This window comes from Kibdelosporangium philippinense (genome assembly GCF_021390435.2).
Classification (GTDB): domain Bacteria; phylum Actinomycetota; class Actinomycetes; order Mycobacteriales; family Pseudonocardiaceae; genus Kibdelosporangium; species Kibdelosporangium philippinense.
On record NZ_JAJVCN010000002.1, the window covers coordinates 711,287 to 725,200 of the forward strand.

At 63.3% G+C, this 13,914-nt stretch carries 12 protein-coding genes; 8 read left to right on the top strand and 4 right to left on the bottom strand.

Annotation, left to right across the window (positions count from 1 at the left end; all coding sequences use genetic code 11):
* Window positions 1-10 precede the first annotated feature (10 nt).
* From LWC34_RS22270 to LWC34_RS58125, 3 genes are all read left to right on the top strand, one after another.
* On the top strand, window positions 11-1,138 hold the full coding sequence (locus LWC34_RS22270; RefSeq protein ID WP_233727106.1) for a S8 family peptidase: 1,128 nt from the start codon (window positions 11-13) through the stop codon (window positions 1,136-1,138).
* A gap of 663 nt (window positions 1,139-1,801) precedes the next feature.
* Window positions 1,802-2,614, top strand: coding sequence for an RNA polymerase sigma factor (locus LWC34_RS59405; protein ID WP_504924954.1), 813 nt, complete (start codon window positions 1,802-1,804; stop codon window positions 2,612-2,614).
* Window positions 2,611-4,734, top strand: a complete 2,124-nt coding sequence (locus LWC34_RS58125) for a CHAT domain-containing protein (protein ID WP_233727109.1) — start codon at window positions 2,611-2,613, stop codon at window positions 4,732-4,734. Before LWC34_RS59405 ends, LWC34_RS58125 begins: the two co-directional genes overlap by 4 nt.
* Here the strand turns inward: LWC34_RS58125 and LWC34_RS22290 are convergent.
* Entirely contained in the window at window positions 4,712-5,896 is a 1,185-nt protein-coding gene (locus LWC34_RS22290; protein ID WP_233727110.1) for a pyridoxal phosphate-dependent aminotransferase, read from the bottom strand. The genes LWC34_RS58125 and LWC34_RS22290 overlap by 23 nt on opposite strands.
* Window positions 5,897-5,982: 86 nt before the next feature.
* Here LWC34_RS22290 and LWC34_RS22295 point away from each other — a divergent pair, with 86 nt between their 5' ends.
* From LWC34_RS22295 to LWC34_RS22310, 4 genes are read left to right on the top strand one after another with little or no spacing between them, the layout of a single operon-like run.
* Window positions 5,983-7,191: a DUF445 domain-containing protein gene (locus LWC34_RS22295; protein ID WP_233728815.1), complete on the top strand. Its 1,209-nt coding sequence runs from the start codon at window positions 5,983-5,985 to the stop codon at window positions 7,189-7,191.
* Between the two features lie 40 nt (window positions 7,192-7,231).
* Window positions 7,232-7,756 (top strand): PadR family transcriptional regulator, encoded by a 525-nt coding sequence (locus tag LWC34_RS22300; RefSeq protein WP_233727111.1) that lies wholly within the window; start codon window positions 7,232-7,234, stop codon window positions 7,754-7,756.
* Window positions 7,753-8,436 (top strand): ABC transporter ATP-binding protein, encoded by a 684-nt coding sequence (locus LWC34_RS22305; RefSeq protein WP_233727112.1) that lies wholly within the window; start codon window positions 7,753-7,755, stop codon window positions 8,434-8,436. The genes LWC34_RS22300 and LWC34_RS22305 overlap by 4 nt, the downstream gene beginning before the upstream one ends.
* Before the next feature lie 10 nt (window positions 8,437-8,446).
* A complete protein-coding gene (locus tag LWC34_RS22310; RefSeq protein WP_233727113.1) occupies window positions 8,447-10,660 on the top strand; it encodes an FtsX-like permease family protein in 2,214 nt (737 codons plus the stop codon).
* 35 nt (window positions 10,661-10,695) lie between these two features.
* Here the strand turns inward: LWC34_RS22310 and LWC34_RS22315 are convergent, their stop codons facing one another.
* The 3 genes from LWC34_RS22315 to LWC34_RS22325 are packed head-to-tail and all read right to left on the bottom strand — an operon-like array spanning window position 10,696 to window position 13,343.
* Window positions 10,696-11,262 carry a sugar O-acetyltransferase gene (locus LWC34_RS22315; protein WP_233727114.1) on the bottom strand — a complete coding sequence of 189 codons (567 nt, stop codon included), beginning with the start codon at window positions 11,260-11,262 and terminating at the stop codon, window positions 10,696-10,698.
* Between the two features lie 9 nt (window positions 11,263-11,271).
* Window positions 11,272-11,982 (bottom strand): phytanoyl-CoA dioxygenase family protein, encoded by a 711-nt coding sequence (locus LWC34_RS22320; protein ID WP_233727115.1) that lies wholly within the window; start codon window positions 11,980-11,982, stop codon window positions 11,272-11,274.
* A gap of 50 nt (window positions 11,983-12,032) precedes the next feature.
* A complete protein-coding gene (locus tag LWC34_RS22325) occupies window positions 12,033-13,343 on the bottom strand; it encodes an FAD-dependent oxidoreductase (RefSeq protein ID WP_233727116.1) in 1,311 nt (436 codons plus the stop codon).
* 99 nt (window positions 13,344-13,442) lie between these two features.
* Between LWC34_RS22325 and LWC34_RS22330 the strand changes: the two genes are divergently transcribed.
* Complete coding sequence (locus LWC34_RS22330) at window positions 13,443-13,901, top strand: MarR family winged helix-turn-helix transcriptional regulator (protein ID WP_233727117.1); 459 nt, start codon at window positions 13,443-13,445, stop codon at window positions 13,899-13,901.
* Window positions 13,902-13,914: the final 13 nt, after the last annotated feature.

Genomic DNA, 13,914 nt, shown 5'->3' on the forward strand with positions numbered 1-13,914 from the left:
TGTGTCCTTCGTGGACACTCAACGCACGATGCGGCTGTCCGAATGGGTCAGCAGATGGCAATGGCGGATGCCGGACCTCGTCTTGCACGATCCAGACGGCCCGCGTGAATGCCTTGTCCGGGCGGGACAATTGGTCGCCGAACCCGACACGGTCCAACCGGTCTGTCAAGAACTGCGCCGGTGGGTCGACCGGATTGACCCAAGTGGACGCATCATGCTGCGCGACGAATTGCGTGAACGATCGGTAGAAGTGGCGGCAGACGTCAGCAGCCGATGGCGAGTAGCGCCCAATCACGTCCACATAGCCGGCCCGATCATGCACGGCACACCGACATGGATCGGCGGCCCGGAAATCGACGTAGTACCCGAGCCGAGGCCACCAACACCGGAAACATGGGATCCACCGGTCACAGTGGCCGTACTCGACACCGGACTCGACCCACACCCATGGTTCGCCGGACGAAGCTGGTTCGGCGAATGGGGACACCAACCCGAAGTCCTCGACCACGACGTCGACGGAAACCACGACTGGCAAGGCGGACACGGAACATTCGTCGCTGGCGTCCTGATCAGCAAAGCGCCCGGCGTGACCATCCGGCACCACCGAGTCCTGTCATCAATGGGCCTCACAGACGACACAACAGTCGCGGCGGCACTGCGCGCAGTACGTAAAAAAGGCCACATCGACATCATCCTGCTGACCTCAGGCTGCTACACAGCGGACAACCAATGCCCGCCGATCCTCGCCTACGAACTAGCCAAGTTCACCGACACAGTGATCGTCGCCGCCGCGGGCAACGGCGGAAGCAGCCGCCCCTTCTGGCCAGCGGCAGTCGACAAGGTCATAGCGGTAGCGGCATCCGACCAAAACGGCACAATCGCGGGATTCTCCAACCGAGGACCCTGGGTCAACGCCATCGCGCCCGGCGTAGACATCACATCCAGCTACGTACGGTTGAAAACCGGCACAGAAGGTGTCGCCCCAGGGACAGAAGAACGTGAATACGGCACAGCCAAGTGGAGCGGAACCAGCTTCGCGGCCCCCAGCATCGCCGCTGACCTGGCGAAACTCCTCCACAGCGGGTACAGCCCGGCCGACGCGGTCGACAGGCATTCACTCGGCCAGCCAACATTGTGAACGCGATTTAGCAACGACCACTGGCACGCACAGTCGCCGACGCGCTACTCTATGGATGCTCGCCCCCTCCCCCTCGGCGAGCCAAACGTCCCCGCTCCCCGGGACCCCCAGCCGGGTCGAGCGGGGACGTCCTTACATCCGCACCCTGGTCGCCTTCGCTTCGCTCGGCTCCCTGGGTTCGGACGATTGTTATTTTGGGGGGCCGAGCCCCCCAAACCCCCCACGGTGCGTGCTCCTTGCTTTCCAGCGCTGGGCACGTTTTTCTTTACTTGCACCGGGCGCTTCGCGCCCTCTTTTTACTGATTTGCTCTGCCACTTTCTTGGTGCCACCTTCTATCTTTCTTATTCTTTACCGCTTCTCATCGCTTCTTTGGTTGTGAGGTATTTTTGGGGCAGTCTTCGCATTGTCTTCGTTTTCTGGGTACGTGTCTTCCGTTTGTTTCCCTATTTCTCCAGCTCTGGTTAAAGCGTGTCGCACTTGCTTCTCCTATTTCTTTGGTTCCAGTTCGGGTGTATCACTCTGGCTTTCCATTTCTCGCTGGTGTTGTTCTTGTCTTTGGTTCTGGGGTGGGTGGGGAATCGCTGTGGGTAGTTGGGGTCACCCGGTTGGGTGGGATTGAAATTTTTTGGAGCCGGGGTGGGGGTGGGGTCGTCTGAGGGGGCATGGATGAACCTGATGAGCATGGCTGGCGGGAGCTTGTTGCGTTGCATGGGCCCAAGGTTTGGGCTGTTGCGCGGGCTTACCGGCTGTCCGATGAGGATGCCGATGATGTTTTTCAGACAACTTGGCTCAATCTCGCTGAGCATCTGAAGGATATTCGGGATTCGACGCGAGTTTCCTCGTGGTTGGCTACCGCGGCTAAGCGGGAATGCCTCCGACTTCTGTCAGTAAGGCGACCCTTGCCAGTGCGCTGGCAGCCGGAAGTCGTCCAGGATGACGTCGAGCGCGAGGTCCTGCGAGACGAACGGGATCGGCAGCTCTGGCGTGCGTTCCGCAGTTTGCCCGACCGCTGCCAACGCCTTCTCCGGTTGTACGTCTACGCCCCGGAATTCAGCTACGCCCAGCTTGCCGACGCCATTGGGGTTCGTACCGACAGCGTCGGGCAGACCAAAGGCAGATGCCTGCGTGAGTTGAAAGGGCGCCTCGACAAAAGCCTCTTCGATCACGTTGACCCAATGCCTCAAGTGATCGCCGTGCCGCGGCAGACCGGTCCTCGATACACCACGTTGCCGCAAGAAATGACCCGAAGTGTTGGCGCCTCACTGACATTCGGGCATCAAGAGCGAACGGTGAAGGTGGAGATCGGCGCCATGCTCAACGGGATGGTGATGCCGCGCGCCGACGTCCAAGTGTGGTGGCCCGCGGGAATGGTCAGCGTGCACGTCGATCGGCATGGATTGTTCAAAGCTGACGTTCCGCTGGGGCCGACGCGATTGGCGATCGACGGTGTCGTGACGGACTGGTTCGTCCGGTGAGCCATACCGAGGCGCTGGAATCGGTTGAGCGCTGCGACTACCCGCAAGCGTTGGCAGAGGCCAGAAAAGCACTCGATCGGAGCAGCGCCGCCGAAAGCGGGAAGATCAGGCTCACTCTCGCGTGGATCGAGCTGGAGCGAGGGAATCCGAGAGGCTGCGCGAGAGAACTGCGTAAGGCAAGGGAATTCGGTGTTTGCCCAGCCAGAGCACGGTGTTTGGACGGCCTGCGGCTGTGCGCGATCGGTGCCTACGAGCAAGCGGTCAAGGAGTTGTCGGCGGTTACGGAGTTCCTGCAACACGATCCGAAATGGTTGAGCAATGCGTTGATCGGACGTGGTGTGGCACGCGGCTACCTGCTGAAGCTGAGCGCGGCGGACCGGGATTTCGCCGAGGCCGCGCGGATACTGACCCAGTTGGGGGAGCACGAACGGGTGGCAACGTGTGTTCATAACCGCGGTTTCGTTGCGTTGCAAGCGGGTGACCTGCCTGCGGCCTTGGAGTTGTTCGAGCAGGCAAGTGGTGGGATTCAGGCTGGGCGGGCGGAAGCGTTGATCGATCACGCGTCGGCCTTGCTGGCAGCAGGGATGACGAGGGACGCGAGCGCGCTGTTGGCGCAAGCGGAGCCGTTGTTGGCTGGGCGGGAAAGCCGGTTGGCGGAAGCGGTGCTGGCGGCGGGTTATTGCGCGTTGCGGGCTGGCGACATCGATCACGCGGCGAACGAAGCCAAGCGGGCACAAGAACTTTTTCGTGTGCAGCGAAGACCTGCGTGGATCGCCGCGGCTGATGCATTGGCATTGCGGGCGGGACTGGTGGACGTGGGTGCGGCGAAGAGAGTGGCGGATCGCTGTCTGCGGTGGGGAAAACGTACGGAGGCAGCAGAACTTCTGTTGGATGCGGCGAAAGTCGCGCCGGAGTTGCTGACCAAGGTGGAGGGTGAGAGGTACGCGAGTACCGCGCGGTTGCGGGTGATCGGGTGGTTGGCGAGGGCGAAACTTGCGAAGTCGGGTCAGGCGAGGGCGGCGGCTTGTCGTGCGGGGATGCGGGTTGTTGCGGAGTACGCGTCAGCGATGGGCGCCGGTGCGAGTGAACTCGCGGCCGAGTTGGCGAGCGTGGTGATTGAGAAGGCCAGTAGTGCGGCTGTGGCGTTCGAGTGGATTGAAAGGCAGAGGATCATTGTGTTGCCGCAAGCGCAAACCTCTGACCTTGTGCAGCTCCGAGCTGCAGAGTCGGATGGTGATGTGAGGACGGCCGCTCGGTTCGAGGATCGGTTGCGCCGACGCATCAGAGTCACCCGAAGACAGGACAGGGTCGAACGCATCAAGGAGGCCCTTGGTCAACGGGTGCTCATCAACTACTTCATGAACGGCAGTGATCTGCTGGCCTGCACTGTGGCCGATGGCCGGATCCGCCGCCATCACCTTGGACCAGTCGATCCTGTCCATTTCGCATATTCCGCAGAGCTTTCGGCCCACCTGGATGCGCGGCTCCTCGCGCCACTCGGGCTCGGCGACCGGCCGCTCGTCATCATTCCGGCGGGCGGGATGGCCGACGTGGTCTGGGCCGCACTTCCTTCTTGCGTCGGGCGGCCTGTTTCCGTTGCGCCATCTGCATCAGCATGGCTCTCGGCTGCCCAAGCAATGCGGGGAGGCAGGAACTTCACGGTAGCCGGGCCGGGTCTTACTCACGCCGAACGGGAGGTCGAACTTCTCGGCCATCCCATCGGGAATTCCACAGTGGACAATGTGCTTCGGAACATGGAAGGTGCCGACATCGTGCACATCGCGGCCCATGGCACCTTTCGCCGCGACGCCCCGATGTTCTCCTGCCTTCGCCTGCACGACGGTCCGCTCTACGGCTACGACCTCGTCAAACTCAAGCGGGCCCCGCGCATTCTCGTGCTGTCCGCCTGTGAAGTCGCACGGGCCGACGTCTTCGCCAACGTCCTGCTCGACCGGGGCGGCCAGGCCTTGATCGCCAGCACGTTGCCCGTGCCAGATGATTCCGCCGTTGGCCTCATGGTCGAGTTCCACCAGAACCTGAGCAAAGGGCCCGCCCGGGCGCTGGCGGATGCACAGGCGAAGTACGGGCACCTTGGCTTTAGTTGCTGGGGTTCGGGGTGAGTTTGTGCAGACGGGCCACCGCCTCGTCGAGCACTTCGTCCTTCTTGCAGAACGCGAACCGCACGATGTGTTGCCAGTTCTCCGGCGTGTCCGTGAAGACTTGGACCGGCACCGCCGCCACACCGATTCGCTCCGGCAGTTCCCGGCATAGCTGGAAACCGTCCGTGAAACCAAGCGGCCGCACGTCCGCGCACACGAAGTACGTCCCTTGGCTTGGGCGCACTCCGAAACCAGCTTCTTTCAGGCCTTCGACCAGGCGGTCTCGTTTGGACTGCAGCTGGTCACGCAAACCAACCACCCATGGGCCTTCGTGCCGCAAAGCGTGCGCGATGGCCGGCTGGAATGGCGCACCGCCGACAAAGGTCAGGAACTGCTTCGCCGCTTTCGCCGCCGCGACCAGCTCCGCTGGGCCGCAGATCCAGCCGATTTTCCAGCCCGTGCAGTTGAACATCTTGCCCGCGCTCGAGATCGTCAACGTTCGCTCGGCCATGCCGGGCAATGAGCCCAGTGGCACGTGGGTCAGGCCGTCGTAGATCAGGTCTTCGTAGACCTCGTCGGTCACGGCGATCAGGTCGTGTTCCACACACAACTCCGCGATCGCGGTCAGCTCTGCGCGGGTGAACACCGTGCCGGTCGGGTTGTGCGGGGTGTTGATCAACATCAGGCGGGTGTTCGGCGTGATCGCCGCCCGCATGGCCTCGATATCCGGCGCGAACCTGCCGGTCACAGGGTCTTCGGCCAGTGGGACCACGCGGCGAGTCGCGCCTGACAGGGCCACGCAGGCGGCGTACGAGTCGTAGTACGGCTCGATCAGGAGCACTTCGTCGCCGGGGCCGACCAGGCCGAGCAGCGCCGAGGCGATCGCCTCCGTCGCGCCGACCGTGACGAGGACCTCGGTGTCCGGATCGAACTGCGTTCCGTATCGGGTCCGGTGCTCGGCGATGGCCTGGCGCAGCTCTGGACGGCCTGGGCCTGGCGGGTACTGGTTGATCCCCGAGGCGATCGCTTTTTGCGCCTCGGCCAGCATCGACGCAGGTCCGTCGGTGTCCGGGAAGCCTTGGCCGAGGTTGACAGCACTGGTCCGCACGGCCAGCGCGGTCATCTCCGCGAAGATCGTCGAAGTGAACGGCTGGAGCCGGGGTGTCAAAGCAGGACGACGCACGAAGAGTCATCCTCACGGACAATGGACGTGTGGAGCAACTGGGTGCCGTTCCCCGGGCCGCCGAGAAGCAGCGCGCGCTGCGCAAGATGAAGCTGGTGGCGCTCGCATTTCTGGCGGGCGCGACGGTCATCTTCGCGCTGGCCTGGGCCTGGGAGGCCAACGGCGGACCGCCCTGGATCGGCTACGTCCGGGCAGCCGCGGAGGCTGGCATGGTTGGCGCGCTGGCCGACTGGTTCGCGGTGACCGCGCTGTTCCGCTATCCGCTGGGCATTCGGATCCCGCACACCGCGATCATCCCCAACCGCAAGGATGTGCTCGGCGACAGCCTTGGTGAGTTCGTCGGCGTGAACTTCCTGTCTGAGCAGGTCGTACGCGAGCGGCTGGCCAAGGTGGACGTCACCAAGCGGCTCGGCGAGTGGCTCGCTCAGCCCGACAATGCCGAACGCGTCACGTCGGAGCTGGCCACGGTCGTCCGGGGCATGGTCACCGTGCTGCGTGACGAGGACGTCCAGGCCGTGTTCGAGCAGGCCGTGACCAAGCGCATTGTGTCGGTGCCATGGGGGCCGCCGCTGGGCAAGCTGATGGAACGTGTCCTGGCTGACGGGACGCATCGACAGCTTGTCGATTTGCTCTGTGACCGGGCGTACGACTGGGTCAAGGAGAACCACGACAAGTTCATCAGCATCGTCTCGGAGCGGGCGCCGTCGTGGTCGCCGAAGTTCGTCGATTCGATCGTGGCTGACCGGATCTACGGCGAGGTGATGTCGTTCGCGTGGGCGCTGAGGACCGACCCGAACCACCAGATGCGGCAGGCCATCGACCGGTTCCTAATCGGCTTCGCCGAGGACATGCAGCACGACCCGGAGATGATGGGCCGGGCAGAGAAGGTCAAGCACCAGGTGCTGGAACACCGCGAGGTGCAGAACGTGATCGGCTCGGCGTGGACCAACGTCAAACGCCTGCTGCTGGACGCGGCCGAAGACCCGTCGTCGGAGCTGCGCAAACGTGTGCGCGAGGGCCTTGTCTCACTTGGCACGCGGCTGACCGGCGAAGACGCGCTGCGCAACAAGGTCGACACCTGGGTACAGGACGCGGCCGCGTACATCGTCTTGAACTACCGGGACGAGATCACGACCTTGATCACCGACACGATCGACCGGTGGGACGCCAAGGAGACCTCGCGCAAGATCGAGCTCCAAGTCGGCCGTGACCTGCAGTTCATCCGAATCAACGGCACCGTGGTCGGTGCGTTGGCCGGATTGCTGATCTACACGATCGCGCACCTGTTCACGTAACTATTCACTACGTGTATACCTCCTGTGTATAGTCGGTTGGGTGACGATCAGCAACGCGTTGCTCGGCCTGCTCGAAGCAGGCCCAAGACACGGTTACGACCTCAAACACGCGTACGACGAGCGCTTCGGGCGCGACCGGCCGCTGCACTACGGGCAGGTCTACTCGACGTTGTCGCGCCTGCTGCGCAACGGCTTGGTCGAGGAGAGCGGCGTCGAGCCGGGTGGTGGGCCGGAGCGCAAGCGGTACGCGATCACCGGCGAGGGCGTCACCAACCTGGAGACATGGCTGACCTCGCCGGAGGATCCAGCGCCCTATCTGCAGAACACGCTGTACACCAAGGTTGTCCTAGCGCTGCTGTCCGGACGGAGCGCAACGGAGATCCTTGACTCGCAGCGATCGGCGCACCTGCGCGCGATGCGTGAGCTGACCAAGCGGAAAACCGCCGGTGACCTGGCCGATCAGCTGATCTGCGACCATGCCCTTTTCCACCTCGAAGCAGACCTGCGCTGGCTGGAGCTCACTGCGGCACGTCTCGACGAACTGCGCGAGCAGGTGGCCTCATGACGCCGCTTCTGTCCGGTATCAACCTGTGCAAGACGTTCGGCAAGACCACCGCGCTCGACGGTGCCGGTCTGGACATCTGGCCCGGCGAAGTCGTCGCCGTGATGGGCCCGTCCGGGTCGGGAAAGTCGACGCTGCTGCATTGCCTCGCCGGGATCATCCAGCCCGACAGCGGCACGGTGACTTACGACGGCCGTGACATCGGGACCATGCCGGACGGTCCGCGCAGTGCCTTGCGTCGCACGGAGTTCGGCTTCGTATTCCAGTTCGGACAGCTCGTCGCCGAGCTGACGTGCTTGGAAAACGTCGCGTTGCCACTGCGTTTGGCCGGAGTCAAACGGTCGGTTGCCGAGGACCAAGCGCGCCAATGGCTCGACCGTCTCCAGGTGCAGGACGCAGCGGACAAGCGTCCGGGTGAAGTCTCGGGCGGCCAAGGCCAACGCGTTGCTGTCGCGCGTGCGATGGTTACCAAACCGCGTGTGTTGTTTGCTGATGAGCCCACGGGCGCGCTTGACTCGCTCAACGGCGAACGCGTGATGAACCTTCTTACCGTGACGGCGAAGGAGACCGAGACTGCGGTTGTCCTTGTCACGCATGAAGCCCGCGTCGCGGCGTATTCGGACCGCGAGGTGACGGTCCGGGACGGCAAGACCATTTCCTTCACCCAGGCGGTGCGGCCGTGAGAGATCTTTTTTGGGAGTCCGGCTGGCTGTCGGGGGTGGCCGGACTCCCAAGGCCGGGTTGGTCCGATTACTGCTCGGCGCGCTTGGCGTGGGCCTCGCGGTCGTCGTCCTCCTTGTCGCAGCGTCCGTTGGGCACGCCAGAGACTCGCGTGAACAACGGGCAGGCGGGACCATGATGGCGCAGGGCAAGCGTCCTGGCGTTGATCCGCTGTACGTCTGGTTTCGCAACACCGAGTTCCGCGGTGTTGATATTGAGCGTAGGTACGTGCGTGCTGGTGGCCCGAATGCGCCGTTGCCGCCGGGCGTTGACCGGTTGCCTGCACCCGGTGAAAGCCTGGTGTCACCGGCACTCGCGGAGTTACTGTCCGAATCAGACAGTCATTTGCTCCAGCCACGGCTGAGCGAGCGCGTCGTCGGGGAGCTAGGCGTCGCGGCGATGGTGTACCCGACCGACCTGATCGCGGTGATCGGTGCGCCACCGTCCTACCAGAACGGCGGCGAGGTCTACGGATTCGGCGCTTGGAGCGGCGGCGAACCTGAGCTCACGCCTGACTTGTACGTGATCCTGGTACTCGGGTTGGTCATTTTGCTGACGCCCGTATTCATCTTCATCGCGAGCAGTTCACGGATCGCAGGCGCCGAACGGGATCGACGGCTCGCGGCATTACGTCTGGTCGGCGCGGACATCAAGCAGGTTCGGCGAATCGCCGCCGCGGAGTCGTTGGTGAGCGCAGCCGCTGGCCTGGTGCTCGGCGGATTGTTGTTCTTAGCGGTCAGGTCGATGGCTGCGGATATTGTGATAGGCAACGAAAGCTTCTTTCCCGAAGACCTCGTTCCGTCACCTCCGCTGGTGCTGTTGATCGTGCTCGCGGTCCCGGCGGTCGCGCTTATGGCAACTCAATTTTCTTTACGCCGCACCATGATCGAACCGCTTGGCGTAGTCAGGGAAACGACACCAGTTCGTCGCAGGGTCGCATGGCGAATCCTGGTGCTGGTTGTTGGCGCGGCACTGTTCTTGTCGCTCGACCCGGCGGAACCGAATCCCTTCCTGCTGGTTCCCGGTGCGGTGCTGATTCTGGCCAGCGGTCCGGCTTTGCTGCCGTGGCTGATGGAACTATTGATGTCCCGGATGAGGGGTTCGGGCACCCCGGCGCTGCAGCTGGCCACACGGCGGCTGCAACTCGACGCAGGCACGCCCGCACGGGTGGTCAGCGGCGTCGCCGTCGTGCTCGCCGGTGCGATCGCGTTGCAGATTGTCCTTGCTGGGCAAAGCGCCAGATATACGTGGCCGCAAGACACTCCGATTGAGGTGTACAACGTTCTGGAAGCCGACTCTGTGGTTGGTGATGCCGCCGTTTCGGCCGTACGGTCGGTGCCAGGTGTCGAAATCCATGGCGTCGCCCGGACCTTTCCCATTTCGAAGCACGGCGATGCCGTCTCGATGCACGGCGAATACCGGTGGGCGACGCTGATGGATTGTGCGACGGCACTGAAAGTGCTGTTCATTCAGCACTGTCAGACCGGCGACGCCTTCATGCGACCTATGGCTGCCGTTCGGCCAGGGGAAACCGTCACCGTCGTTGGCGCCGGACCTCTCCAGATCCCAGCGAACATCCGGGAAGTGCAAGCCCACCCGGCTAATTACTCGCTCGCGCAGGACATTATGCTGACATCAGCGGCGAATCTGGACGTCCCGATGAAGGTCACGGCCACCTTCAGGACGAGTGACGCTGACGCGATCGAGCATGTTCGCAACGCGGTGGATTTCTTGCCTTCGGTCGTACAGGTTGATGATTACAGCGGAGGCGGTTACACGGGTGCGCTGAAAACCTTTGCCGACATGCGAAAGGGCCTGCTCATCGGCTCGGTGATCATTCTGGCACTGGCCGCGTTGAGCCTGCTCGTCATGGCTGTCGAGCAAACCCGGGAACGTCGGCGCTCGATCGCCGCGCTGTCCGCGACCGGTGTCCCAGTCAGCACGTTGGTCCGATCTTTGTTGTGGCAGACCACAATCCCCATGCTGATCGCGATAGTGGCCGCGGTGGCGACCGGAGTCACCCTCGCGGCCCTCGCCGGATGGCTGATGCGTAATCCGTTCACAATGGACTGGCCGACAATCGGTGTGCTCACTGGCGTCACGGTAGCGTTGACCGTCTTGGTCACCGCGCTGACGTTGCCAACTCTCCGCAGCGCCACCCGCCTCAACGCCCTACGCAACGAATAAGACCCTCGTGAGTGGTTATCAGGGTTAGAACACGCCTAACCACTCACGAGGGTCTTGATGACGCGGCAAGGGTTTCCGGCGGCGAAGACCTTGTCTGGCAGGTCTCGTGTGACGACGGAACCTGCGCCGATGACGGTGTTCGAGCCGATGGTGACCCCGGGGCAGACGATGACGCCGCCGCCCATCCATACGTTGTCCCCGATGGTGATGGGCGCGGCGGTTTCCCAGCGCTGCCTGCGGGCCTCGTGGTCTTGCATGGGGTGCAACGCGGTCAGCAGTTGCACGCGGGGCCCGATGGATACGTCATCGCCGATGGTGATGGGCGCGCAGTCCATCAGGATGGCGTCGTAGTTGAGGAAACTGTTGCTGCCCATGCGGATCAGGTAGCCGTAGTCGCACTGGAACCGAGGCATGATCCACGAACCTTCGCCGAGTGAGCCGAGCAGCTGCGACAGGATTTCCTGGCGCAGCGCGTCGTCGGCTGATTTGGTCGCGTTGAACTCGTCGAGCAGCTCCCCGCAACGCTTGCGCTCCGCCACCAGGACCGGGTCGCTGTCCTTGTACAACTCGCCGCGCAGCATCCGCTCTTTTTGATCACTCACTCGGCCACGTTACAGGAGCAGGTAGGCCGCGTTGCCCAATCTGAGCACGGTCTCGTGGGACGGCAGTGGTTCGTAGCCCAGTGTCGGGCCGCTGTTTCTTCGGTGGAACGCGATAAGGACTGCGTGCCTTGGTTCGGCTGAATTGTTCCGCGTGCCGGAATGCCAGAGGTGGCTGTTGAACAGCCAGCAGGTTCCGGCCGGGCCGGTCAGCAAGATTTCGTCCGGGTGCGGACGGTGTCCGTGCGGTGGTTTGAAGTTCTGGTCCAAATGAGACCCGGGCACGACGCGGGTCGCGCCGTTCGCCGAGGTGAAATCGGTGAGCGCGACGATCGCCGTGCACACCCGCCATTGCCCTGGGCCTGCGCGATCGCTGGCGTCCATGTGCAGTGCTTGGCTGCCGTGCCCGGGTTTGCCTGCTCGGTAGTGCATTTCCCTGATCTGGAAATCCGGCCCGAGCAGGTGCGTGACGGCGGCGAGCAGCGCGGGCCGCAGCCACAGCGGGTCGAACAGGCTGCCCTGGTCGAGCAGGCCTTTGAGGTGCAGCGTGCCGCCTTGCCTGCTGCCTTCGAGCAACCGGGTGATCGCCCCGATCATCTCCCCGGTCACGCGCGCGTCGATGAACTCGTCGAACCTGCAGTACCCCAGTTCGTCGAGATCCGCCCCGTGTTGTTGCACGAGCGCCTCTGGTGAGACCCCCAGCTCGTCCAATACCTCCCTCATGTCTTTCAGGCTGGACGTTTGACGCGCGACCCGCCAGACATGTCACCTGATCAGGCCTCTTGTCGCGCATGGTCACGATTCTTCAGTTCCGCCCGCAGCATCCTGCGTTTCAACGGCCGGACATGGTTCACCACCCGCATTCCGGTCCGCATCAAGGCCAATCCCGCACGGCCAATGACCGGTTTGTACGCCAGCGAGTTCCCGTTGAACCGCGCGCGTGACTTCACGACTGCATCCCATGCGTAGCCATGCATCTGACGCTCGTAGTCGGCGACTGCGTCAAGAACCGGCATACGAACCAAGTTGTCGCCAAGGATCTGAGCGTCCCGCAGGGCGGTGTTCGCGCCAACGCCAAGCCCAGGCGTCATGGTGTGGATCGCGTCGCCGAGCAGGGTCACGGTCGAACTCGGCCACGGCTCGACAGGCTCGGACATACGAATGTTCAAGGGGAAGCAAGAAGTTGGGTCGGCCAGCTCGAACAGCGTGCGCAGGTTCGGGTGCCAGGATTTCGTTCGTTGCAGCACCAGGTGGTGCAAAGCAGGCCCGGGCATGGACATGAATTCCGGCGGCAGCAGCCGTCGATGTGAGCCGAAGCCCCACATGATGTAGTCACGCGTGTTGTCGAACGTCATCCCCGGCCACGCCTTGACCAGTTCGGGATCGGTTTGGCCGCGCTGCCACTCGAACTCCATCACGTGGAAGATCGCGTTGATCCCCTTGGGTGCGAACACCATCGTCACTCCGCGCAGCATCTGCGGCGTCAACAATGCGCGCGTTTCGTCGTTCAACGGCAGCTTTCCAGTTACGCCGAACAGGTCGGTTTCGACCAGCTTGGCGTGCGGCAGGTATTGCTTGCGGACATTGGAGGAAGTTCCGTCCGCGCCGACAAGCAGGTCGCCGGTGGCCTCGGTGCCGTCGGCGAAGTGCGCGGTCACGGTGCCGTCCGGGTTTTGGGTGTATCGCTGGAACTTCTTGTCGAAGTGCACATCAAGGCCGCTCAGCAGGATCTGGCGTAACGTCATCCGGCTCACGGATCGTTCGCCTGCTTCCGGATCCACTGGTGCCAGCAGGTCTTCGTCCGCCGGGCCGCCTGCCGAGAACAACTCGCCCAGTTGCTTGGTCACGAAGTTGGTGTACTTCGGCGTGATGGCCGCGGTCGCTTTGAAGGTCTCGAACAGCGGCCGGGGCAGGCAACTTCGCAGGGCACGTGAACCGTCCGGGGAGATCCCGACCCGGTAGCCGAACAGGCCATCGGTTCTGGTGCGGTCGCGCTCGAACACGGCCACGTCGATTCCCGCTCCATGCAGGCGTTGCGCCAGGCACAGGCCGCCGGTTCCCGCTCCCACGATGAGTACGCGCATAGACTTGACTCTAAATTAGAGTTGCTTAGGAAGTAAACCTCTCGCTAGTCGAGAGATTAAGCGGAGGAAGGGATCGTGTCAACGAGAGAGGATGGGCAGGTGGAACGGAACGATCAGGCGATCCAACGCGCCATCGAGAACGCCGCACGCATTTCCGCTGGTCGAGGCGTCTTTTTCCGCCAAACCGTTGCCAATCGGCTTGGCATCAACACATCCGACCTGAACTGCCTGAACATCCTGCAGTTGGCTGGCCCGCTGACCGCCGGGCAACTGGCTGAGCGCGCGGGCCTCACCAGAGGCGGAGCCATCACCGCGGCCCTCGACCGGATGGAACGGGCCGGGTTGATCGAGCGTGAACGTGACCCCGGCGACCGGCGGCGGACGATCGTGCGGCACACCCAAGAGGCCATAGACCGGATCGCACCTCTGATGCCAGCCGAGCCGTGGCGTGCGGTCTACGAGCACTTCACCGACGCTGAGCTGCGGATAATCCTCGAGTACACCCAGCGCAGCAGTGAGGCCGCACGAATATCCATCGAGAAACTTCAAGGTACCTGACAGAAACTGTCAG